The sequence below is a fragment of the Mesobacillus zeae genome (assembly GCF_003570705.1).
Taxonomy (GTDB): domain Bacteria; phylum Bacillota; class Bacilli; order Bacillales; family Cytobacillaceae; genus Mesobacillus_C; species Mesobacillus_C zeae.
Genome location: NZ_QWVT01000024.1, coordinates 215,747 through 239,469 on the forward strand (window position 1 = coordinate 215,747; position 23,723 = coordinate 239,469).

Annotated in this window: 21 protein-coding genes; 20 read left to right on the plus strand and 1 reads right to left on the minus strand. The window is 46.2% G+C overall.

The features are described from left to right. Positions 1-13 precede the first annotated feature (13 nt). The 14 genes from bcd to D1970_RS15230 all read left to right on the plus strand — a co-directional run bounded on the left by bcd (position 14) and on the right by D1970_RS15230 (position 17,195). Positions 14-1,108, plus strand: coding sequence for a branched-chain amino acid dehydrogenase (gene bcd, locus D1970_RS15165; RefSeq protein ID WP_119113707.1), 1,095 nt, complete (start codon positions 14-16; stop codon positions 1,106-1,108). 113 nt (positions 1,109-1,221) lie between these two features. After that, positions 1,222-2,310 (plus strand): butyrate kinase, encoded by a 1,089-nt coding sequence (gene buk / locus D1970_RS15170; RefSeq protein ID WP_119113708.1) that lies wholly within the window; start codon positions 1,222-1,224, stop codon positions 2,308-2,310. Between the two features lie 28 nt (positions 2,311-2,338). After that, complete coding sequence (gene lpdA / locus D1970_RS15175) at positions 2,339-3,760, plus strand: dihydrolipoyl dehydrogenase (protein WP_119113709.1); 1,422 nt, start codon at positions 2,339-2,341, stop codon at positions 3,758-3,760. Between the two features lie 44 nt (positions 3,761-3,804). Further along, the gene (locus D1970_RS15180) at positions 3,805-4,800 is read left to right on the plus strand and encodes a thiamine pyrophosphate-dependent dehydrogenase E1 component subunit alpha (protein ID WP_119113710.1); all 996 of its coding nucleotides are present in this window, start codon (positions 3,805-3,807) and stop codon (positions 4,798-4,800) included. 12 nt (positions 4,801-4,812) lie between these two features. Continuing rightward, the gene (locus D1970_RS15185) at positions 4,813-5,796 is read left to right on the plus strand and encodes an alpha-ketoacid dehydrogenase subunit beta (protein ID WP_119113711.1); all 984 of its coding nucleotides are present in this window, start codon (positions 4,813-4,815) and stop codon (positions 5,794-5,796) included. A 54-nt stretch (positions 5,797-5,850) separates the two neighbouring features. Next, positions 5,851-7,179, plus strand: a complete 1,329-nt coding sequence (locus D1970_RS15190) for a dihydrolipoamide acetyltransferase family protein (RefSeq protein ID WP_119113712.1) — start codon at positions 5,851-5,853, stop codon at positions 7,177-7,179. A gap of 150 nt (positions 7,180-7,329) precedes the next feature. Beyond that, complete coding sequence (locus D1970_RS15195; protein WP_181213211.1) at positions 7,330-9,312, plus strand: methylmalonyl-CoA mutase family protein; 1,983 nt, start codon at positions 7,330-7,332, stop codon at positions 9,310-9,312. After that, a complete protein-coding gene (scpA, locus tag D1970_RS15200) occupies positions 9,299-11,491 on the plus strand; it encodes a methylmalonyl-CoA mutase (protein WP_119113714.1) in 2,193 nt (730 codons plus the stop codon). Before D1970_RS15195 ends, scpA begins: the two co-directional genes overlap by 14 nt. Further along, positions 11,492-12,622: a methylmalonyl Co-A mutase-associated GTPase MeaB gene (meaB, locus tag D1970_RS15205; protein WP_119113715.1), complete on the plus strand. Its 1,131-nt coding sequence runs from the start codon at positions 11,492-11,494 to the stop codon at positions 12,620-12,622. Positions 12,623-12,840: 218 nt separating this feature from the next. Continuing rightward, the gene (locus D1970_RS15210) at positions 12,841-13,278 is read left to right on the plus strand and encodes a BrxA/BrxB family bacilliredoxin (RefSeq protein WP_119113716.1); all 438 of its coding nucleotides are present in this window, start codon (positions 12,841-12,843) and stop codon (positions 13,276-13,278) included. A gap of 333 nt (positions 13,279-13,611) precedes the next feature. Next, positions 13,612-14,406: a transporter substrate-binding domain-containing protein gene (locus D1970_RS15215; protein ID WP_119113717.1), complete on the plus strand. Its 795-nt coding sequence runs from the start codon at positions 13,612-13,614 to the stop codon at positions 14,404-14,406. Positions 14,407-14,444: 38 nt separating this feature from the next. Next, a complete protein-coding gene (locus D1970_RS15220) occupies positions 14,445-15,104 on the plus strand; it encodes an amino acid ABC transporter permease (protein WP_119113718.1) in 660 nt (219 codons plus the stop codon). Further along, positions 15,097-15,819, plus strand: coding sequence for an amino acid ABC transporter ATP-binding protein (locus D1970_RS15225; protein ID WP_119113719.1), 723 nt, complete (start codon positions 15,097-15,099; stop codon positions 15,817-15,819). The genes D1970_RS15220 and D1970_RS15225 overlap by 8 nt, the downstream gene beginning before the upstream one ends. Positions 15,820-16,217: 398 nt before the next feature. Beyond that, positions 16,218-17,195, plus strand: coding sequence for an aromatic acid exporter family protein (locus tag D1970_RS15230; protein ID WP_119113720.1), 978 nt, complete (start codon positions 16,218-16,220; stop codon positions 17,193-17,195). Positions 17,196-17,258: 63 nt separating this feature from the next. On the opposite strand, the gene prli42 is transcribed toward D1970_RS15230, so the two are convergent. Next, complete coding sequence (prli42, locus tag D1970_RS22460; protein WP_181213212.1) at positions 17,259-17,354, minus strand: stressosome-associated protein Prli42; 96 nt, start codon at positions 17,352-17,354, stop codon at positions 17,259-17,261. A 147-nt stretch (positions 17,355-17,501) separates the two neighbouring features. Between prli42 and mce the strand changes: the two genes are divergently transcribed. From mce to D1970_RS15260, 6 genes are all read left to right on the plus strand, one after another. After that, positions 17,502-17,921: a methylmalonyl-CoA epimerase gene (mce, locus tag D1970_RS15235; RefSeq protein ID WP_119113721.1), complete on the plus strand. Its 420-nt coding sequence runs from the start codon at positions 17,502-17,504 to the stop codon at positions 17,919-17,921. Further along, on the plus strand, positions 17,914-19,464 hold the full coding sequence (locus D1970_RS15240) for an acyl-CoA carboxylase subunit beta (RefSeq protein WP_119113722.1): 1,551 nt from the start codon (positions 17,914-17,916) through the stop codon (positions 19,462-19,464). Before mce ends, D1970_RS15240 begins: the two co-directional genes overlap by 8 nt. A gap of 74 nt (positions 19,465-19,538) precedes the next feature. After that, positions 19,539-20,663, plus strand: coding sequence for a M20/M25/M40 family metallo-hydrolase (locus tag D1970_RS15245; protein ID WP_119113723.1), 1,125 nt, complete (start codon positions 19,539-19,541; stop codon positions 20,661-20,663). Between the two features lie 104 nt (positions 20,664-20,767). Next, positions 20,768-21,235, plus strand: coding sequence for a chemotaxis protein CheW (locus D1970_RS15250; RefSeq protein WP_119113724.1), 468 nt, complete (start codon positions 20,768-20,770; stop codon positions 21,233-21,235). 121 nt (positions 21,236-21,356) lie between these two features. After that, positions 21,357-22,019, plus strand: a complete 663-nt coding sequence (locus D1970_RS15255; protein WP_119113725.1) for an FMN-dependent NADH-azoreductase — start codon at positions 21,357-21,359, stop codon at positions 22,017-22,019. Positions 22,020-22,422: 403 nt separating this feature from the next. Continuing rightward, the gene (locus D1970_RS15260) at positions 22,423-23,703 is read left to right on the plus strand and encodes a DNA polymerase IV (protein WP_119113726.1); all 1,281 of its coding nucleotides are present in this window, start codon (positions 22,423-22,425) and stop codon (positions 23,701-23,703) included. Positions 23,704-23,723: the final 20 nt, after the last annotated feature.

Here is a 23,723-nt window from a genome sequence, read left to right on the forward strand (position 1 = left end):
GGAGGAAACAAACATGGAAATTTTCAAATATCTTGAGAAGTATGATTACGAGCAGGTAGTATTTTGCCAGGACAAACAATCGGGGCTAAAGGCGATCATCGCCATCCATGATACAACACTGGGACCAGCACTAGGAGGTACCCGCATGTGGACATACGCGTCCGAAGAAGCAGCTATTGAAGACGCTCTTCGCCTCGCAAAAGGAATGACATACAAAAACGCTGCAGCAGGACTAAACCTTGGCGGCGGCAAAACGGTCATCATCGGAGACCCGCGTAAAGATAAAAATGAGGAGATGTTCCGCGCATTCGGAAGGTACATTCAAGGGCTGAACGGGCGTTACATTACTGCGGAAGATGTTGGGACAACTGTTGCTGACATGGATTTAATTCATGAAGAAACAGATTATGTTACAGGCATTTCCCCTGCATTTGGATCTTCCGGGAACCCTTCACCAGTTACTGCATACGGAGTCTATCGCGGAATGAAGGCAGCCGCGAAAGCAGCATTCGGAACCGACTCCCTTGAAGGAAAAGTAATTGCTGTGCAGGGTGTGGGCAATGTTGCTTACAATCTTTGCCGCCATCTTCATGAAGAAGGAGCGTCCCTGATTGTTACTGACATTAATAAAGAGGCTGTGCAGCGTGCGGTAGAAGACTTCGGGGCAAAAGCAGTCGATCCTAATGAAATCTACAGCGTAGAATGCGATATTTATGCACCTTGCGCACTTGGTGCGGTCATCAATGATGACACGATTCCACAAATCAAAGCAAAAGTGATTGCCGGTGCAGCTAACAACCAGCTGAAAGAAACAACTCATGGAGACCAAATCCATGAAATGGGCATCGTCTATGCGCCTGACTATGTTATCAACGCTGGCGGAGTCATCAATGTTGCAGACGAGCTTTATGGATACAACCGTGAGCGCGCGCTGAAAAAAGTGGAGCTAATTTATGCAAACATTGAGAAAGTCATTGAAATTGCCAAGCGTGACGGCATTCCTACTTACAAGGCAGCTGACCGTATGGTTGAGGAGCGTATCGAAAGAATGCACAATTCTCGCAGCCAGTTCCTTCAAAACGGACACCATATTTTAAGCAGACGTTAATTTTTACATCTGGAGCGCTGAATGACTTATTCGGCGCCCCTGCTTTTTCAATAGAAGATTAGTTAAGTAGAAGTTATATTGGAGTTTTTTACAATTAACTGGAGGTTGGGCCTTTGCAGCAAACGGAATATCGGATTTTAGTAATCAATCCAGGGTCGACATCTACCAAGATTGGAGTATTTGACAACGAATTTTCTGTTTTCGAAAAAACGATCAGGCACGATGCCGGTACAATCAATTCATATGAAAAAATTATTGACCAATACGAGTTCCGCAAAAAGACCATTCTTGAAACCCTCGATGAAGAAGGCATCAATATATCCAGGCTTAGCGCAGTGTGTGGCCGCGGCGGACTTTTGCATCCGATAGAAGGCGGAACATACGATGTCAACGCAAACATGCTCGATGACTTGCAGGCAGGCTTTGCCGGGCAGCATGCTTCCAACCTTGGTGGTATACTGGCCTATGAAATTGCAGCAGGCCTTAATATACCAGCATTTATCGTTGATCCTGTTGTTGTGGATGAGCTTGAGCCGATTGCCCGCATATCAGGCTTTTCCCTGATCGAAAGAAAAAGTATTTTCCACGCTTTAAACCAAAAGGCTGTTGCACGGAGGGTTTCAAAGGAACTCGGCAAAAAATATGAAGAACTGAATCTGATTGTTGCGCACCTTGGCGGAGGGATTACTGTTGGGGCCCACAGGAAGGGAAGAGTCGTTGACGTAAACAATGGACTGCATGGCGATGGTCCTTTCAGCCCTGAACGTGCAGGCACTGTACCAGCAGGCGACCTTGTCGGCCTATGTTATTCCGGAGAATATTATCGTGATGAAATTATGAAGAAACTTGTCGGCAAGGGAGGCCTTGTTGGCTACCTTGGTACAAACGATGCAATCCAAGTGGAACAAATGATTGAAAACGGGGATGAGAAAGCGAGTCTTGTCTATTCAGCAATGGCTTACCAGACCGCTAAAGAAATCAGTTCCTCCAGTGCTGTCCTGTTCGGGAAAGTGGATGCCATTATCCTTACAGGCGGCCTAGCTTATGGAAAAGGTTTTGTTAACGATATCTCGGAAAGAGTGAACTGGATAGCGGATGTCATCGTCCACCCGGGGGAAAATGAATTACAGGCACTTGCGGAAGGAAGCTTACGGGTTTTGCGTGGGGAAGAAGAAGTGAAAATATACCCTGGGAAAAACTGATCTGCAATTTATTTGAGGAGGAAGCATCATGGCTCAGGAATATGATTTGGTGGTCCTTGGCGGCGGCACAGGGGGATATGTTGCAGCCATTCGAGCTTCACAGCTTGGTTTAAAAACAGCGATCGTTGAAAAAGGAAAACTGGGAGGAACCTGCCTCCATAAAGGATGCATTCCGAGCAAGGCGCTTTTAAGGAGTGCGGAAGTATACGCTACTGCTAAACGCGGCGAGGAATTTGGCGTTGTAACAGGAGAAGTTGGCCTCGATTTTTCCAAGGTTCAGCAGCGGAAGGAAAAAATCGTCGATCAGCTCCACAAAGGCGTACAGCATTTAATGAAGCAAGGGAAAATCGATGTTTATGAAGGCTTGGGCAGAATACTGGGACCTTCCATCTTTTCGCCAATGCCTGGCACTATCTCTGTTGAAATGAACAATGGAAGCGATAATGAAATGCTCATTCCTAAGAATGTCGTGTTAGCCACGGGATCAAGGCCAAGATCATTGCCTGGACTGGAAATTGATGGAGAATTTGTGATGACATCAGACGAGGCATTACAGATGGAGGCACTGCCAAAATCAATCATCATTGTCGGTGGCGGGGTTATTGGAATCGAATGGGCCTCCATGCTGTCGGATTTCGGCACAGAAGTCACAGTAATCGAATACGCAGACAGAATCATTCCGACTGAAGATAAGGAAATCTCCCGTGAAATGCAGCGCCTTATGAAGAAAAAAGGCGTTAAAATCATCACCGGTGCAAAGGTGCTCCCGGAAACCCTTAAAAAGGGTGAAGTTGCAGCCATAAGTGCTGAGGTAAAGGGAGAACAAAAAGAATTCCAAGCTGAGAAAATACTTGTTTCTGTAGGACGTCAGGCAAATGTAGAAGGAATCGGCATTGAAAACACAGAAATTCAAACAGAAAAAGGCTATATAGTAACAAATGAATACTTCCAGACAAAAGAATCCCACATTTATGCGATTGGCGACTGCATCGGGGGCTTGCAGCTTGCGCATGTTGCCTCACACGAAGGGATTTCTGCTGTTGAGCATATTGCAGGAAAAGACGTTTTACCGATGGATTACACGCTTGTATCGAAGTGTATCTACAGTTCGCCTGAAGCTGCGAGTGTAGGCCTCACTGAAGATGAAGCCAAGGAAAAAGGCTTTGAGGTTAAAACAGGCAAATTTTCGTTCCGTGCAATCGGAAAAGCGCTTGTTTACGGTGAATCAGATGGTTTTGTCAAAATCATTGCCGATAAGGATACTAATGATGTTCTCGGCGTCCATATGATCGGCCCGCATGTTACGGATATGATTTCAGAAGCGGGATTGGCGAAGGTGCTTGATGCAACCCCTTGGGAGATTGCCCACACCATCCATCCGCACCCGACCCTGTCCGAAGCAATCGGGGAAGCTGCCTTGGCAGTCGATGGACTCGCAATCCATTCATGATGATAACAGAAGTAAGCCAAACATGTTAACGGGAGGTAAAAAGAATGGCAGATAACCGCCACGCTAAGCTTGGCCTGAGTGATGACCAAGTCCTAGAAATTTATGAAACAATGCTCCGCGCCCGCAGGATTGATGAGCGCATGTGGCTCTTGAACCGTGCAGGGAAAATTCCTTTCGTCATTTCATGCCAAGGCCAGGAAGCAGCACAGGTTGGAGCAGCTTATGCTCTCGATAAGGAAAAAGATTATGTTCTTCCATATTACCGCGATATGGGTGTCGTCCTTTCATTCGGCATGACCGCGCGCGAGTTGATGCTGTCTGCTTTTGCAAAAGCGGAAGATCCGAACTCCGGCGGCCGGCAAATGCCAGGCCACTTTGGTCAGAAGAAGAATCGGATTGTCACAGGCTCTTCCCCTGTTACAACCCAGGTTCCTCATGCAGTCGGCATTGCGCTGGCAGGCCGTATGGACGGCAAAGATCTTGTGACCTTCACAACATTCGGTGAAGGATCATCCAACCAGGGCGACTTCCACGAAGGAGCCAACTTTGCAGGTGTCCATAAGCTTCCAGTCATTTTTATGTGTGAGAACAATAAATATGCGATTTCTGTTCCAATTGAGAAGCAGCTGGCCTGCGAAAATGTTTCAGACCGAGCTGTCGGCTACGGTATGCCAGGTGTAACAATTGATGGAAATGACCCTCTAGAAGTTTACAGGGCTGTAAAGGAAGCAGCAGAAAGAGGAAGACGCGGAGAAGGCCCGACGTTGATTGAGGCTGTTTCCTACCGCTTAACGCCGCATTCATCGGATGACGATGACCGTAGCTACCGCGCACCTGATGAAGTGGCACAGGCGAAAACAAAAGATCCAATCATTACATTTGGCGCATACCTGAAAGAAACAGGGGTCATGGATGATGCCAAGGAAAAAGAGATTAATGACCGAGTGATGGAAGAAGTAAATGATGCAACTGATTACGCGGAAAACGCACCGTACGCTGATGCGGAGCACGCGCTAAAATACGTATATGCTGAAAAGTAAGGGGGAACGGACATGGCGGTAATTTCTTATATAGATGCGGTGACAATGGCGATCCGCGAGGAAATGGAAAGAGATCCGAGAGTGTTTGTCCTCGGTGAAGATGTAGGGCGAAAAGGCGGGGTTTTCAAAGCGACCCACGGATTATATGAAAAATTTGGCGAGGACCGTGTCATTGACACTCCGCTTGCTGAATCTGCTATTGCTGGTGTTGGCATCGGTGCTGCAATGTATGGAATGCGTCCGATTGCAGAAATGCAGTTTGCTGATTTCATCATGCCTGCAGTCAATCAAATCGTTTCTGAAGCTGCAAAAATCAGGTATCGTTCCAACAACGACTGGAATTGTCCAATGGTCATCCGGGCACCTTACGGCGGCGGAGTCCATGGTGCTCTTTACCACTCACAGTCTGTTGAGGCAGTGTTCGCAAACCAGCCAGGTCTAAAAATCGTCATGCCTTCGACTCCGTATGATGTCAAAGGGCTTCTCAAAGCAGCAATTCGTGATGAAGATCCGGTTTTATTCTTTGAACACAAACGTGCTTATCGTCTCATCAAAGGCGAGGTTCCTGATGACGATTACGTACTTCCAATAGGAAAAGCCGATGTAAAGCGGGAAGGTGAAGACATCACTGTCATTACATACGGCCTTTGTGTCCATTTCGCCCTCCAGGCGGCTGAAAGGCTTGCAAAGGACGGGATTTCCGCCCATATTCTGGATCTTCGGACAGTTTATCCTCTTGACAAAGAAGCAATTATCGAAGCAGCATCTAAGACAGGAAAGGTCCTGCTTCTTACTGAAGACAACAAAGAAGGAAGCATCATGGGAGAAGTGGCTGCCATCATTGCTGAAAACTGCCTCTTTGATCTTGACGCACCAATCAAGCGCCTTGCAGGCCCTGATATTCCGGCTATGCCGTATGCGCCGACGATGGAAAAATTCTTTATGGTCAACCCGGACAAAGTGGAAAAGGAAATGCGGGAGCTTGCAGAGTATTAAAATTTGAAAATATGAGCATGAAAGCGGGATAACAGGAGAAGGAGGGTCCATACATTGGCACTACAACAAATTACCATGCCCCAGCTTGGTGAAAGTGTTACAGAGGGCACAATCAGTAAATGGCTCGTATCCCCGGGGGATAAAGTCAATAAATACGATCCGTTGGCAGAAGTAATGACCGATAAAGTAAATGCGGAGGTACCGTCTTCCTTTTCAGGCACCATTAAGGAACTGATTGCGAATGAGGGTAACACGCTTGCTGTTGGAGAAGTCATTTTAACAATCGAAACAGAAGGCGGACAACAAGAAGCATTTGCTGGAGAACAGGCGAAATCAGAAGAGCCTTCAGAGAAGAAGGATGTAAAAGTTCCTTCCGAAGCTGCCGGGCTTGGAGCCAGCAGCGCACCGTCCCCTGCAAAAGAAAGAGGAAAAGGGAGGTATTCACCAGCAGTCCTAAAGCTTTCCCAGGAACACGGGATCGACCTGTCCCTTGTTTCAGGTAGTGGAGCGGAAGGTCGGATAACACGTAAAGATTTGCAGAAAATCATTGAGTCTGGAAACATTCCGCAAGCAGCTCCTGCTCCGCAAGTGTCTGAAGAACCTAAAGCAGCAGCGACAGAACAGGCAGCACGGCAAGCAGCTCCATCACCGTCGCCGTCCCCTGCTGTCCAGGCTTCGGCAGGCGATATCGAAATCCCTGTTACCGGAATCAGGAAAGCAATTGCTGCCAATATGCTTCGGAGCAAGCACGAAGCTCCGCATGCATGGACAATGGTAGAGGTAGATGCGACAAATCTTGTGGAATATAGAAACAGCCTGAAGGGAGAATTTAAAAAGAAAGAAGGCTTCAATCTTACTTTCTTCGCTTTCTTCGTAAAAGCTGTAGCCCAGGCCCTTAAAGAATTCCCTGAAATCAACAGCATGTGGGCAGGCGACAAGATCATCCAGAAAAAAGATATCAATATTTCCATTGCGGTAGCTACGGATGATGCGTTATTTGTTCCGGTCATCAAGCAGGCTGATGAAAAAACAATCAAAGGCATTGCCCGCGAAATTACCGATCTTGCCGGCAAAGTCCGTACCGGAAAGCTGCGTTCAGAAGATATGCAAGGCGGCACATTCACTGTCAACAATACTGGTTCCTTCGGGTCGGTACAATCTATGGGAATCATTAATTATCCTCAGGCCGCCATTCTTCAGGTTGAGTCCATTGTGAAACGCCCTGTAGTGATGGATAACGGTATGATTGCCGTAAGGGATATGGTAAACCTTTGCCTCTCCCTTGACCACAGAGTACTTGATGGCCTCGTTTGCGGCCGTTTCCTGAAAAGGATCAAAGAGATTGTGGAGAACATCTCAAAAGAAAGCACTTCGATTTATTAAAAGAGAACCGGGCCGTTGTACCAAGGTGCAGCGGCTTGATTTCTCTTTTTTTGAACGGATTGGCGCCCGTTGCCAGTTTTCCGCTATTGTACTAAAATAAAGATGGTCGGAAAAATTTGAATTTTAATGCAATTTGTTGAGGGGAGGGGAATGCTGTCCCGTCAGGACAGCTTAAAAATGACAGTTGATAACATGAAAAATGCAACATTTCTAGATTTGTCAATCGCTGACTGGGAAAAGGCAGCAGCGGCTTCTTTAAAAGGAAAACCGCTTGAAAGCCTATATACGGATACATACGAAAACATCCAACTAAAGCCTCTTTACACCGGTGATGATGCAAAAGGCTCCGAAGCCCTTGAATTCCACCGCGGAATAGCACCATTCGGTTATGCAGAAGAAGGGTGGCATGGGGCAAACCCTGTTGCCTACGAGAATGCAGCCGACTTGGAAGAGAATCTTGTGCGGGCATTTTCGAGAGGGCAGACGGCCATATCGTTTGAAGTGAGGCCGGGCTTATTCTCCGACCCAGAAAAATTAGCCGAAATGCTGAAAACTGCTGGAACGGAAAAACCATTCAGCCTCAGGCCAAGAGGCCTTCATAAGCTGATGCTTGCCGCAGTTATTCAGGCTTTGAACGAAACAGAAAACGGAAAAACTGCAAATGGTTTTATTGCAGCGGATCCTGTTGCGGAAGTAGCCGTTTCCGGCCGTATTCCAAGCGATGAAGAAGCTTTCTTCAAGGATTGGGAACATACACTGAAAGTTGCGCATAAACACCTTCCATCAGTGAGGACAGTTCTTGCCGATACATCACCTTACCATAACGCTGGGGCGAATGCCGTTCAGGAACTTGGGATTGCAGTCTCAACCGGTGTCTTTTTCGCCGAGAAGCTGCTTGAGCGTGGATGGGATCTTGAGACCGCTCTTTCAAAAATAGTGTTTCACTTTTCATCCGGATCCAACTTTTTTATGGAAACCGCGAAATTCAGGGCGGCCCGGCTGCTGTGGTCAAAAGCAGCAGAAGCTTTCGGAGCAGGCAAAGACAGCCGGAGGATGGTCATTTCCGCTGAGACGTCACGCTTTACAAAAACAGTCTATGATCCTTATGTCAATCTCCTCCGGGCAGGAAATGAAGCATTCTCAGCCGTTCTTGGCGGTGTGCAGTACCTGGAAACAGGGACGCTCGATGAAGCCGCTGGCGCATCCTCTCCTTTTTCAGAGCGGATTGCCGGAAATACTCATATGATTTTGAGGGAAGAAGCGCATCTTGAAAAAGTGGCAGACCCTTCAGGCGGATCCTGGTATATTGAATCACTTACCCGGACGCTTGCAGAACAAGGATGGAATCTTTTCCTTGAAATCGAGGAGTCCGGCGGCATTTTTGAAGCCATGAAATCGGGAATGCTTCAGGAAAAAATAGCCCAGACTAGAGCTGCAAGAGATAAGGACATCGATACCCGCAGGCAAAGCATCATTGGTACAAATGTCTATGCAAACGCTGAAGAGCAGCCGGAAAAGCGCAGAGGATCAGAACCTGTCGAAAAATATAATGCAGAGGGGTCGATTGAAGACTTCCTTGCTATGATGGTTAGTAGGAAGAAACTGGAAGGTGTGTTGAAAAAGCAGGATGGCGCAGCGACGTTCACGCCCCTGCCACAGCAAAGACTGGCAGAACCTTTCGAATCTTTGAAAGAAAGATCAGGTGAGATTAAAAGGCGGACCGAAAAAAGGCCAGCTGTTGGTCTCCTTTGCCTTGGAGAAGTGTTCAGGCACAAGGCAAGAGCGGATTTTGTCTCAGGCTTTCTCGCAGCAGGCGGAATCTGTGCTGTCCGCAGCCAGGGCATACAGGATGCAAAAGAAGCTGTTGAATGGATAAAATCTACAGGGCTGCAGCATTTTTGCCTTTGCGGAAATGACGCCCAGTATAGCGAAATCGGACTTGATATCGCAAGGGGAATTGCTTCCGTATATCCGGATGCAAAAATCTTCCTTGCGGGGCTTCCTCCAAAGGACGAGAGGCAAAGCTGGTCCGAAGCAGGTATACAGGAATTTATCAATATGCGGAGCAGCAGCCTTACGCTGTTGTCACAATTGTTGAATGAAATGGAGGTGGTCATCGATGAGAAAGCCTGATTTTAAATCGGTTCATCTTTTTCCGGATACCGGGTCAGTTACCGGAGAAGAGCGGAAAGACATGGCAGAGGCTGAAGCCGTGCGTTCATTCGAAGACCTGCTCTTTGAAACAAATGAAGGCATCAGTCTGAAGCCTGTTTACACAGAAGAAGATGTAAAGGATCTTTCCCTTGACGGGAACTTCCCGGGGCTTCCACCATATACAAGGGGCCCTTATCCGGCGATGTATGTTAACCGTCCATGGACGGTCAGGCAGTACGCAGGTTTTTCAACAGCCGAGGAAAGCAATGCGTTTTACAGGCGTAATCTCGCGATGGGACAAAAGGGCCTTTCAGTCGCTTTTGACCTTGCAACGCACAGAGGGTATGATTCCGACCATCCCAGGGTAGTCGGCGATGTTGGAAAAGCCGGGGTGGCGATCGATTCCATCCTGGATATGAAAATACTTTTTGATGGTATTCCGCTTGACCAAATGTCGGTGTCAATGACAATGAATGGTGCGGTCCTTCCCGTTCTGGCCTTCTTTATCGTGACGGCTGAAGAGCAGGGGGTTACACAGGACAAGCTGTCCGGCACAATCCAGAACGATATTTTAAAAGAATATATGGTTAGGAATACATATATTTATCCACCTGAAATGTCGATGAAAATCATTGCCGACATTTTTGAATATACATCGAAATATATGCCGAAGTTCAACAGCATAAGCATTTCAGGCTACCACATGCAGGAAGCTGGTGCGCCTGCTGATATTGAACTTGCCTACACGCTCGCAGATGGCTTGGAATATGTAAGGACTGGTCAGAAGGCAGGGATTGGCATCGATTCTTTTGCCCCAAGGCTTTCGTTCTTTTGGGCAATCGGAATGAATTACTTTATGGAAGTTGCCAAGATGAGGGCGGCAAGGCAGATTTGGGCTAAGATCATGAAGTCATTCAATCCTGAAAATCCTAAGTCCATGGCTCTTCGGACGCATTCACAAACTTCAGGTTGGAGCCTTACCGAACAGGACCCTTACAACAATGTAATCAGGACGCTTGTAGAAGCGCATGCTGCAGCTATGGGGCATACGCAATCGCTCCATACGAATGCACTTGATGAAGCGATTGCACTCCCAACTGATTTTTCAGCGCGGATTGCCCGGAATACCCAGCTTTATCTCCAGGAAGAGACCGGGGTTACTAAGGTCATTGATCCTTGGGCCGGAAGCTATTACGTTGAAAAACTGACAGCACAGCTTGCAGAACGTGCGTGGGAGCATATTGAAGAAATCGAAGGGCTTGGCGGGATGGCCAAAGCGATCGAAACAGGTTTACCGAAAATGAGGATAGAAGAAGCTGCTGCCCGGCGCCAGGCGCAAATCGACTCCGGAAAGGAAACCATTATTGGAGTCAATCGTTACCGCCTGGAGAAGGAAGAGCCGCTTGATATTCTTGATATTGACAATACAGCAGTACGTCAGAAGCAAATTGAAAGGCTTGAAAAGCTGAAGGCAGAACGAGATGCCGGAAACGTGGCTGAAGCCCTTGAGAATCTGGAAGAAGCGGCAAAAAGTGGAAGGGGAAATCTCTTGGAGCTTGCTGTCAAGGCCGCCAGGGCAAGGGCGACGCTCGGTGAGATTTCCGATGCAATCGAAACGGCTGCAGGCAGGCATAAAGCTGTAATCAGGTCCATTAGCGGCGTATACAGCTCTGCATTTTCGAACGAAGAAGAAATTCTGGAAATAAAAGCAATGACTGCAGAGTTTCTAGAGAATGAGGGGAGAAGGCCGCGGATTTTGATTGCGAAAATGGGTCAGGATGGACATGACAGAGGCGCTAAAGTTATTGCGACAGCCTTTGCTGACGTAGGTTTTGATGTCGATATCGGCCCGCTTTTCCAAACGCCGGAGGAAACGGCACTGCAGGCCGTCGAAAATGATGTCCATGCCATCGGATTTAGTTCTCTCGCAGCAGGGCATAAGACACTCCTGCCGCAGCTTGTGGACGAGTTGAAGAAGCTTGGCCGCGAGGATATCGTTGTCTTCATCGGCGGAGTTATTCCCGCACAGGATTATCAGTACTTGCTCGACCATGGCGCAGCAGCCATATTCGGCCCGGGAACGGTGATTCCGGTTGCTGCACAGAAGGTGATCAAGTCTATCTACAAACGGCTCGGCTATGAGGAAGTGGCAGAATAAATGGCTGATGACAGAAAACCTGAATGGTTTGAGCCTAAACAGGCCAGCAGCTTTGCGGGTGAAATACGCAAAGGGGTCACTGCTTCCCAGGATCACGGGATCGCTTTTAGCAGGCCGGGCAGATTTGTTAAAAAGGCAGGCATTCCCGGTCTAGAACCAAAGACGCTTGCTGCAGATATTCTTAAGGGGAACAGGGTAGCGCTTGCACGTGCGATTACACTTGTTGAAAGCAATGCGGAACGCCATTTTGAACAGGCCCAGCAACTCCTTAAGCTTCTTTTGCCGAAAGCCGGCCGCTCTATCAGAATTGGCATCACAGGAGTACCGGGAGCCGGGAAAAGTACCTTTATCGAGGCCTTTGGATCATATCTTTGCAGCCAAGGCCACAGAGTCGCTGTGCTCGCTGTTGATCCGACTTCATCCCTGACTGGAGGAAGCATTCTTGGTGACAAGACGAGGATGGAGAAGCTGGCAGGAAACCCGCATGCATTTATCCGTCCTTCTCCATCAGGGGGAAAGCTAGGAGGCGTGCACAGAAAGACAAGGGAAACAATGCTGTTGTGCGAAGCTGCTGGTTTTGACGTTATTCTCGTTGAAACTGTCGGTGTAGGCCAAAGTGAGATTCTCGTAAGGGGCATGGTGGACTTTTTTATGCTGCTGGCGCTGACAGGGGCTGGAGACGAACTGCAGGGAATGAAAAAAGGAATCATGGAGATTGCGGATATGGTCCTGATTAATAAAGCAGATGGGCCTAATGAAGCTGCTGCCAGAAAGACGACAGAAGAGTACAGACGGATTCTCCATTTTCTACAGCCGTCAACCAAAGGCTGGGAATCCCGCGCACTTTCCTGCTCTTCCGTCACTGGTTCCGGCATTTCGGATGTATGGAACACTGTGGAGGAATTTGAAAAAGTTTCGAAACAGTCGGGCGTCTTCGCTGAGAGAAGGCGGATACAGTCCCGGGAATGGATACATGCATTGATATCAGACCAGCTCGAATTCAGCTTTTATAATCATCCGGAAGTAAAAGCGCTTCTTCCCAAGGTTGAAAATGAAGTGATCGCGGGAACAAAACCTGTAGCTTCAGGAGTTGAGGAATTGTTCCAGGCATTTTTCAAAGCGAGGCCATAAGCATTTAAGATAAAAGCAAAAAAGAAGGACAGCATATTTGCGCTGTCCTTTCATCTAGGGAGTTTAGGGGTATGGTTCTAGCTGTATTGTTTCTATTCCCCATACTGAAGTGTTTAAACATTACTGGGGAGAAAATTGTCTTGTTTGAAAAGAAGCCCCACATATTGTTATATTAGAGGCATGCATAGCTTATTAGTGCACACCAAGGAGTGATTAGAATGAATATGGATTTTAATTTGTTTATGAATGATGTGGTCCGCCAGGCGCGCCAGGAAATCGTTGCAGCTGGCTATAGCGAGCTTACAACTTCTGAAGAAGTGGATGAGGTCCTAAAGTCAAAAGGAACGACCCTTGTCATGGTCAATTCCGTTTGCGGCTGTGCTGGAGGCATCGCCCGCCCTGCAGCTGCTCATGCAGTTCACTATGACCGCCGCCCCGACCAGCTTGTGACCGTTTTTGCCGGGCAGGATAAAGATGCAACTGAAAAAGCAAGAAGCTATTTTACGGGTTTCCCGCCATCATCTCCATCTTTCGCTCTGTTAAAAGACGGCGAAATTTGTGCAATGGTGGAACGCCATGATATCGAAGGCCACGACCCAATGGCAGTTGTCCAAAAGCTGCAGGCAGCATTTGATAAATATTGCGAAGAAGTATGATGCAGAAAAAAAATCCCTGATTTCAGGGTTTTTTTTTGCCCGAAATTGGCTAACCGTTTGCTGATTAGGTAAGAAGTATTGACGTTGAGAGAGCCCCGCAATCGCTGGTCGGGAAAATAAAACTATAAAATTCGTGGGAGTCACTGAATCATAATTTTCCGTCCTCTCTACTCAAACAACAGCAAAATAAATCCTCCATGACTAGTTTCCCAGAAGGAATAGACTAGTTAGGAATGTATATTTAAAAATTTGTTTGCATAATTATTAATTTGTGTTAAAATTCATTCTATCGAATATTTATTAATCAAGAAAACTATAGGGGGAAAATAAAAGATGAAGAAACTAGTTATGATCTTGCTGGCAAGTGTGCTTACAGCCATGCTGGCAGCTTGCGGGACAAGCGGAGAAGATGGTAAGAAAACTGCGGCTTCCGGTAGTGCTGATGAAAAAAAGACGCTCACTATGGGGACCTCTTCCGATTACCCTCCGTTTGAGTTTGTTGATACTGCAAAAAGTGATGAAATTATTGGCTTTGACGTTGACCTTGCGAATTTGATTGCAGGGGAGCTGGGATATGAAGTGAAGGTTACGGATATCGAGTTTAACGGGCTGATTCCCGCGATTCAGGCAAATCAGATAGATTTCGTTATGGCTGGAATGACGCCAACGGAAGATCGGAAGAAAAGCGTGGACTTTAGTGATGTATATTATACAGCGAAGCATATGATTGTATCCTCGAAGAATAGCAAAATAAAAACGGTCGAGGACTTAAAAGGCAAGACGGTTGGAGTTCAGCTTGCATCTATCCAGGAAGACAAGGCGAAGGATATCGCCAAGACAGTGGATATTAAAATTGAAAAGCGGAACCGCATCCCTGAATTGATCCAGGAAATCAAGGCAGGCCGCATTGATGCCGCCATTATTGAAGATACGGTCGCGAATGGCTATTTTAAAAATAATCCGGACATTAAAGGTGTCACAATGAACGGAAATGATGAAGATGCCGGTTCAGCCATTGCTTTCCCGAAAGACAGTAAATTGACGAAGGACTTCAATAAAGTCCTCAATGAAAAACTAAAGAATGGTGAAGTGGATAAGCTTGTCGTTAAATGGTTTGGCGGTGAATAATGCCATAATACTATCAAAAGAGGGGAATTGACTTTTGAATGAATCTGGATTTTACGGCAATTGTACCATCCATGCCCTACATCCTGCAGGGAATAAAGGTAACCCTGCAAATCGTCCTTGTGGCAGGCATGCTTGGATTTTTTTTAGGAATACTTCTATCATTATTTAAAATTAGTCGGCTAAAACCCTTAGGTTGGTTTGCTGACTTATATACTTCCATTTTCCGCGGCACACCCTTGATTCTTCAGCTCATGCTGATTTATTATGGATCCCCGCAAATCATCGGTTACCAGATCGAACCGTATACGGCAGCTGTTCTTTCCTTCGCTTTGAACTCGGGCGCGTATATCTCCGAGATTATCAGAGCAGGCATCCTTGCAGTGGATAAGGGCCAGCAGGAAGCGGCGATGGCACTTGGAGTGCCATACCCACGAATGATGCGGGATATCATCATGCCACAGGCCCTGAAAAATATTTTGCCTGCCCTCATGAATGAGTTTATTACGCTGACAAAGGAATCTGCAATTGTTTCGATGATTGCCGTTTCGGACGTCATGCGACGTGCCTATATTGTCGGCGGAGACAAGTACCGTTTTTTTGAACCGCTGATTTTTGCAGGGCTGATTTACTATTGCCTGGTCATGGCCCTCACGCTGATTGGTAAGGCTATCGAGAGGAGGATGAGGCAAAGTGATTAAAGTGAAAGACCTTCATAAATCATTTGGAAAACTCGAAGTCCTAAAAGGGATATCCGCTTCCATCAGGGAAGGGGAAGTGGTAGCGGTCATTGGCCCGTCAGGATCTGGGAAATCTACCTTCCTGCGTTGCCTGAATCTCCTGGAGCAGCCTTGTGCAGGGGAGATCAACATAAACGGGACCGATATAACGGACAAGAAAACAAACATTTCAAAGGTCCGTGAAAATGTCGGCATGGTTTTCCAACACTTCCATCTCTTTCCTCATATGACAGTGCTGCAAAATATCCTTTATGCACCACAAAAAGTAAAAAGGCTGACGAAGGAAGAAGCAGAGGAAAAAGCTTATGCTCTACTCGTGAAAGTAGGTCTTTCCGACAAGGCGGATGATTATCCGGGTAGGCTTTCCGGAGGTCAGAAGCAAAGGGTCGCCATTGCTCGTGCCCTAGCCATGGAACCTGCAGTGATGCTGTTTGATGAACCTACCTCAGCGCTGGATCCCGAAATGGTAAAAGAAGTGCTAGAAGTAATGAAATCGCTGGCGCATTCAGGAATGACGATGATCATTGTCACCCACGAAATGGGGTTCGCTCGGGAAGCAGCGGACAGGGTAATGTTCCTCGACGGTGGAATTCTCATGGAAGATGCTTCTCCAAACGAGTTTTTCGCCCATCCAAAAAGCAAACGTGCACGGGAGTTTTTGGAGAAGATGCTGTAGGTACCATGCTAAAGTTAAGGATTTTCACATGGCAACAGAAATGCCTCATCAAAAGAGTTTAATGATTAAAGAACCTCTGATAACATAGAGGTTCTTTTTCTCGTTTCAAACGCCTTATTTTACTATCCATTCAAAGATGTTTACGGGACACACCTATTTTTTTGGTGAACAGTCATTTACAATAAACTTAATACTGAGATTGGCAAGAAGATTCCCATTAGTTAATATTGCTTGTATTTGGCATAGAAAGTGCTATAAGTGTTGTTATTTTAGTGTCAATGTGATAAAACTTTGATACATAAACGAATAGCTCGATGGGGTAAAGCTGTTGTCTTTAGGTTCTTTGTCGATCCTATTTATACCGCTAAATCTTTTTATTTTTTGTCAGGAGATGCCTAATGAGATTTAAAATTGGATATCGTACAATCAAGACAGCATTGGGGACGGTACTGTCGATTATGATTGCCGAATATTTCGGCTTTCAGAATTTTGCTTCAGCTGGAATCATTGCCATACTATGCATTCAAGTGACAAAAAAGCGTTCGCTGCGGGCGGCATGGTCCCGTTTTCTTGCCTGTATCATTGCCATGGCTTTTTCTGTTGCCTTTTTTGAAATTCTTTCCTATCATCCATTAGTCATTGGACTGATGCTTCTTGTTTTTATCCCGACCGTTGTTAAGGCAGGTGCCAAAGAAGGTGTCGTCTCAAGTAGCGTTATCATTCTCCACATATACATGGAAGAACATGTAACCACTGGCTTTCTTTTAGACGAACTTGGCATTATTACCGTCGGGATTGGGGTTGCGCTTATCATGAATTTATACATGCCAAGCTCCGAGAGTAAACTGGTGGAGTACCAGCTAGAAATCGAACATAACTTTAAAAGTATCCTTCAGGAAATTGCTAGGTTTTTACAAAATGGTGATAGCGACTGGGACGGGCGTGAACTGACCGAGACGGCAAGGCTGATTAATGAAGCGAAAACATTAGCTTTCCATGATATCGAAAACCACTTTATGAGAGATGATGATTTATTCTATCAGTATTTTAAAATTAGGGAAAAGCAGTTTGATATTATTGAAAGGGTCCTTCCGTATGTCACCTCCATTCCTAATCAGGTGGAGCAAGGAAACATGATGGCCGAGTTTGTGGAGGTACTTTCCCGGGGAATCAACCCTGGAAACAATGTCCTCTACCATTTGGAAAAACTAATGAGAATGCGCAAGGAATTTGAAAATATGGAACTTCCGAAATCACGTGAGGAGTTTGAGGCGAGGGCTGCGCTTTTGCATTTCCTGAACGAAATGGAGCAGTTTTTGCTATTAAAACGTTCGTTTAAGGGCCTGAGAAGTGCCAAAAAAGCTGTGGTGAATTAAAGAAATATAGTAAAAAGGACTGTCCAAAAACCGGACAGTCCTTTTTTATCGATGAGTCTTTTTTTACATAAAAGTAGAAAGTCCAAGTAAAAGAGTGGAGGCCAGCATGACCAACAGCATCGTGTAAACGACAAATTTCCGAATCTTTTTATTCTGCAAAACAGTCCCCCCTAATATTATGGTTATTCCCTATTTTACATGTGAATCGGGGTTTCAACAACCAGTAGAAAAAAGAAGGATTTGTGAATAATATGTCGAATATTTATATGATTGTCTATTTTTGAAATTGTATGCGGAGGGAATGGGATGATTAAAAAAGTGGACCATATTGGGGTGGCTGTCAAATCTCTTGAGCAGTCCCTTCCATTCTATACGGACGTGCTCGGATTGGAACTGCAGGGGATTGAAAACGTGGAGGGCCAGAAGGTAAAAGTGGCTTTTATAAAAGCAGGAGAAACAAAGATAGAGCTTCTCGAACCAACACATCCGGACAGTCCGATAGCAAAATTTATCGAAAAACGCGGTGAGGGTATTCACCATGTGGCGCTTGGAGTCGAATCGATTGAAGCGCGAATCAGGGAGATGAGCGAAAAGGGGATAAGAATGATTAATGAAACCCCTAAGACAGGAGCAGGAAATGCCCTTGTAGCTTTTATGCACCCGAAATCAACAGGAGGTGTCCTGTTTGAATTGTGTGAGAAAAGAGGGGGAGAAGAGCATGTCTGATATTTATACGAATATCAATGAACTATACGACCGCCGGCGGGAAATCGAGAGGGGAGGCGGCGATGAACGGATTGAGAAGCAGCATGAAAAAGGAAAATTGACCGCCAGGGAAAGAATAGAACTTCTTGTTGACCCTGGCTCATTCATTGAGCTTAACCCATTTATCGAACACCGCTGCACGGACTTTGGCCTTGAAAACCAGAAAGGTCCTGGCGACGGGGTAGTGACAGGCTATGGGAAGGTTAACGGCCGCCCAATTTACCTGTTTTCGCAGGACTTCACCGTTTTCGGCGGTGCACTTGGGGAAAGCCATGCGAAAAAAATTGCGAATGTTATGGATCTTGCGGCAAAGAACCGCGCTCCTTTTATTGGCCTGAATGATTCAGGCGGCGCCCGGATCCAGGAGGGTGTTGAATCACTCGATGGATACGGCCAGATTTTCTACCGCAATTCCATCTATTCAGGGGTGATTCCTCAAATTTCGGTCATCATGGGACCTTGCGCAGGCGGTGCAGTCTATTCACCTGCCATTACGGATTTCGTTTTCATGGTCGAAAAGACAAGCCAAATGTTCATAACCGGTCCTAAAGTAATCGAGACCGTTACGGGAGAAAAAATCTCTTCCGAAGATCTTGGAGGTGCCCGTGTACATAACGCAATCAGCGGCAACGCCCACTTCCGGGCAGAGTCGGAAGAAGAAACACTTGAGATGGTAAGGGCGCTCTTAAGCTACCTACCGCAGAGTTATGAAGAAAAACCTCCGCGCGAAGAAGCTGATAGTGATGATGACTATCGCCCGGATCTTACCGATGTCGTTCCGTTTGATGCAGTCCGCCCGTATGATGTCAGAAAAGTGGTCGAACAGGTAGTGGATGAAGGAAGCTTCCTGGAAATCCAAAAGGATTTTGCCAAGAATCTCGTAATCGGTCTTGCCCGTGTGAAGGGAGAAGTTGTCGGACTCGTCTGCAACCAGCCGAAGTTCATGGCTGGCGGGCTTGATATCGACTCTTCCGATAAGGCAGCTAGATTTATCCGTTTTTGCGATTCTTTCAATATCCCAATCATTACCTTTGAAGATGTAACAGGATTTTTCCCGGGAATCAAGCAGGAGCACGGAGGTATCATCCGCCATGGAGCTAAAATCCTTTATGCTTATTCTGAAGCAACGGTGCCCAAGCTGACAGTAATTTTACGGAAGGCATACGGGGGAGCGTACGTTGCGCTGAACAGCAAGTCCATTGGGGCTGACCTTGTCTTCTCCTGGCCAAATGCGGAAATTGCCGTTATGGGGCCGCAGGGTGCCGCAAATATTATTTTTGCCAGAGAAATTCAGAACAGTGAGAACCCCGAGGCTACGAGGGAACAAAAAATCAACGAGTACCGCGAAAAATTCGCTAATCCATATGTAGCAGCAAGCAGGGGAATGGTGGATGACGTCATTGACCCCCGCGAAACAAGGATTAAAATCATCCAAGCGCTTGAGATGCTCCGGACGAAAAAAGAGTCGCGTCCTGGAAAAAAACACGGCAATATCCCGCTCTAGCTAAAAAGAATTTGAATGATGGGATAAACTGGCGGTATACTGAAAAAGCATCTACATAACCTGGAGGTTTTAAAATGATCAATAATGAACGTTTATTGAATGAGTTTCTTGAATTGGTCAAGATTGATTCGGAAACCAAATATGAAACTGAAATCGCCAAAGTGCTGAAACAGAAGTTTACCGACCTTGGAGTGGACGTATTCGAAGATGATACGACAGCTCAAACAGGACACGGGGCAGGCAACCTGATCTGCACGCTTAAAGGATCAGAAGAGGGAGTCGATACCATCTACTTTACTTCGCATATGGATACAGTCGTGCCTGCGCGCGGTGTCAATCCTTCGATCAAGGACGGGTATGTTGTGACGGACGGAACGACCATCCTTGGCGCGGATGACAAAACAGGCCTTGCCGTCATGCTTGAAACTGTGAGGGTGCTGAAGGAGCAAAATATCCCGCATGGCACAATCCAGTTCATCATCACTGTCGGGGAAGAATCAGGCCTTGTTGGTGCGAAGGTCCTTGAACCTTCCAAAGTTACGGCAAAATACGGCTATGCTCTCGACAGCGACGGCAAAGTTGGAAATATTATTGTAGCAGCGCCTACACAGGCAAAGGTTTCGACCGTGATCTATGGAAAAACAGCTCATGCAGGCGTAGCGCCAGAAAAAGGCGTTTCAGCTATCACAATTGCTGCTAAAGCAATCGCCAAAATGCCGCTTGGCCGGATTGATGAAGAAACAACAGCCAATATTGGACGATTCCAGGGTGGAACTCAAACAAATATTGTTTGTGATTATGTTGAGATTCTGGCAGAAGCTCGTTCCCTTGTTGGAGAAAAAATGGAAACCCAGGCGGCAAAGATGAAGGAAGCATTTGAAACTGTTGCCGAACAAATGGGCGGCCGTGCTGAAGTGGAAATCCAGGTCATGTACCCAGGTTTCAAATTTGGCGAAGGCGACCATGTCGTTGAAATTGCCCGCAAGGCAGCGGCTAAAATCGGGCGCAGCTGCGAGCTGCTGAACAGCGGTGGCGGCAGTGATGCCAATGTCATTGCAGGCTTTGGAATTCCGACTGTCAACCTTGCTGTCGGCTATGAGGATATCCACACAACAAATGAAAGAATGCCAATCGAAGAGCTTGAAAAGCTTGGAGAAATGGTTCTGGCAATTATTGAAGAAGTTGTGAATTCGAAGTAATTATCTTTTGGGAGCACCAATTTATGGTGCTCCCTTTGCTTTGTTTTTTGGTATATTGTTTGTAGAAGTTACCAAACTCTATTTTTAAAAGGATGTGCGCCACGATGACGGATACAAACCAGGCTGTTGTTTTTCAGGCAGGGAGCGAGGAATACGCCCTTCCAATCCTAAGTGTTATTTCTATTGAAAAGCCGGAAGGAATCACAGCCGTACCCCATATGCCCCAATATCTGAAAGGAATTGCAAAAGTCAGGGATGAACTGATTCCTGTCATTGACTCTGAAATGGTGCTTTATGACCGGGCTGCTGATCTGGATGAGAAAACGCGGATGATTGTCATACATACAAAAGAAATTTCTGCTGGCATACTTGTAAAAGATGCCCGTGAAATTCTTGAGATACCGCAGGAAAACTTGAAACAGCCTAGCCTCATTGCCTATCAAAAGAACCGGTACTTTTCTGGAGTTGCCAGTTTTGATAACCGGATGATCATGATCATAGATCCTGAGCTTCTCATTGAGTCCCTTGAGGGAATGAGCGAAATTAAGGAATATGTAGAAAACGCCCGTTAACGAGAAAACTAATTGACACAAATTGTTCGATATTTCTCGACTTTGTTCATATATGAGCAAAGTTTTTTTCTGTAGTATTAAGATATACAATTACATTTATTTGAAAAAGGGTGGGATTAATATGGCAAAGCTGCTTTATATCACGGCCAATCCAAAAAAAGATGTCCGCCTGTCAAAAGGCGCGCAAATTGGGGAAGTTTTTCTTGAAGCATTTTTAGAAGAACAGCCCGACGTAGAAATTGAAAGAATGCACTTGTATGATATGGATATTCCTGAGATTGATATGGATCTCCTCTATGCACGGGCTAAGCTAAGTTTCATGGGCTACACTTTTGACCAGCTGTCTGAAGGAGAACGTGAAAAGTATCAGGCCATGCATGCCCTGGCAGATCGCTTCATGGAAGCCGACTACTATGTTTTCGTCACACCAATCTGGAATCTTGGCGCACCTGCCATCCTGAAGGCTTTCATGGATAATATGTTCCTTGTCAACAAGACTTTCGAGGTGACAGAGGAAGGGCCGAGAGGATTGCTGACTGGACGGAAAGCTGTCCATATTCAGACACGTGGCGGTATTTATTCTACAGGACGGATGGTTGATTTCGAAATGGGTGACCAATACGTCAGGAAAGCCCTGACTTTCCTTGGTATGGAAGTCAGGGACAGTATCATTGCTGAAGGAATGGACCATTTTCCGAAGATGGTGCCGGAAATCATGGCAAAGGCGAAAGAAGCTGCAGTTCAATCCGCAAAAGAAATGGCAAGAGGGACAATGCCAAATTAGGTATCAAGTTTGTACAATTTTTTCAGATGCCGCAGTCTTTTGACTGCGGTATTTTTATTGATTCGTATATAAAAGAATTGGTTTTTACAAATAATGTCTAGTGGGGAGAATCAGGGATCATTTTGGGAAGGGTGGAGCACATTTCGGGAAGAATCACTTTATTTCCCGAAAGAATGAGATTATTTCCTGAACTCATCCTTGCAATTTGTCTTAAAAACACGATCCATTTTCCCTCTAAATGCTAAAATTGGTCATCCAGCCTAATCATTTTTTGGGGAAACCGCCTTTTTTTCAGCGTAACTCGGCATGGATGGATCTAACCCTAGTCATTTTTATAAAACCTCTCCACTAACATCCTTCCTCTACTTTTGCTAAAATAAAAGGGATGTAGGGGTGTGTTGGAATGAATGGAATGTATCCTAAAAACGGTCGGGTTATTTTGCATGTGGATATGAACAGCTTTTACGCTTCGGTTGAGATGGCCTATGATTCTTCTCTCAAGGGGAAGCCTTTAGCGATTGCCGGCAATCCAGAAGAGCGGAAAGGAATCATTGTGACCTGCAGCTATGAAGCGAGGAAATATGGTGTTAAAACGACCATGCCTTTGTGGGAGGCAAGGAAGCTCTGCCCTGAGCTTATTATCAAAAGGCCTAACTTTGACCGGTATCGGGCGGCCTCAGCTGCTATGTTTGACATACTTCGTGAGTATTCAATCCTTGTCGAACCCGTCTCGATCGATGAAGGCTATGTGGATATTACCGAGTGCGGGGAACTAGGGTCTCCAGCAGAGATTGCCGGAAGCATGCAAAAGCAGGTCCTTTACCAGCTTGACCTTCCATGCAGCATTGGAATTGCGCCAAATAAATTCCTTGCGAAAATGGCGTCCGACATGAAGAAGCCGATGGGAATTACCATCCTTAGAAAGCGCGATGTTCCCACTGTTCTTTGGCCGCTTCCTGTTGAGGAGATGCACGGTGTCGGCGCAAAAACGGCAGAAAAGCTCCAAACGATTTCCATTGCGACAATAGAAGATCTCGCGAAGGCGAATGAGATTCAAATTAAGAAGCTTCTTGGCATTAATGGGTTAAAGCTCAAAGAAAGAGCGAATGGGGAAGACCGAAGAAAAGTTGACCCCCATTCCATTTATGATTTCAAAAGTATTGGGAATTCCACTACATTGCCAAGGGATGTATCCAACCAGCACGAACTTTTTACAGTCCTTGAAAAATTGTCTGGGCAGGTGGAAGCCAGGATGAAGCGTAAACAGGTTGTCGCATCGTCCATCGCAATCACAATCCGCTATAAAGACAGGAAGACGATTACAAGGAACCGGAAACTCATAAACCCTGCAGGCCGGAAAGAAGATATTCTTCTTGAGGCAAAGCAGCTTTTCCTGAAAAACTGGAACGGCAATTCTGTCAGGCTGCTGGGCATTACGGCAACAGGGCTGGTGGAAGCGGATTCTGCCATCAAACAGCTTGACCTTTTTACGTATGAGAAGGATGCACGGAAGGAGCCGCTCTTTGATACGATGTCAAAGCTCAGGGATAAATACGGTAAAGGAATCATTGACTCTGCCGGCAAGGCGCTGAACAAGCGTGAAAACCGCACGAGTCCTGATCAGGATACTGGGTTCAACAAGGATTTTTTACGTGACCGAAAGCCTGAAAAAGGAAAAGAATAGCAGCCTGCTTGTAGTGTTTG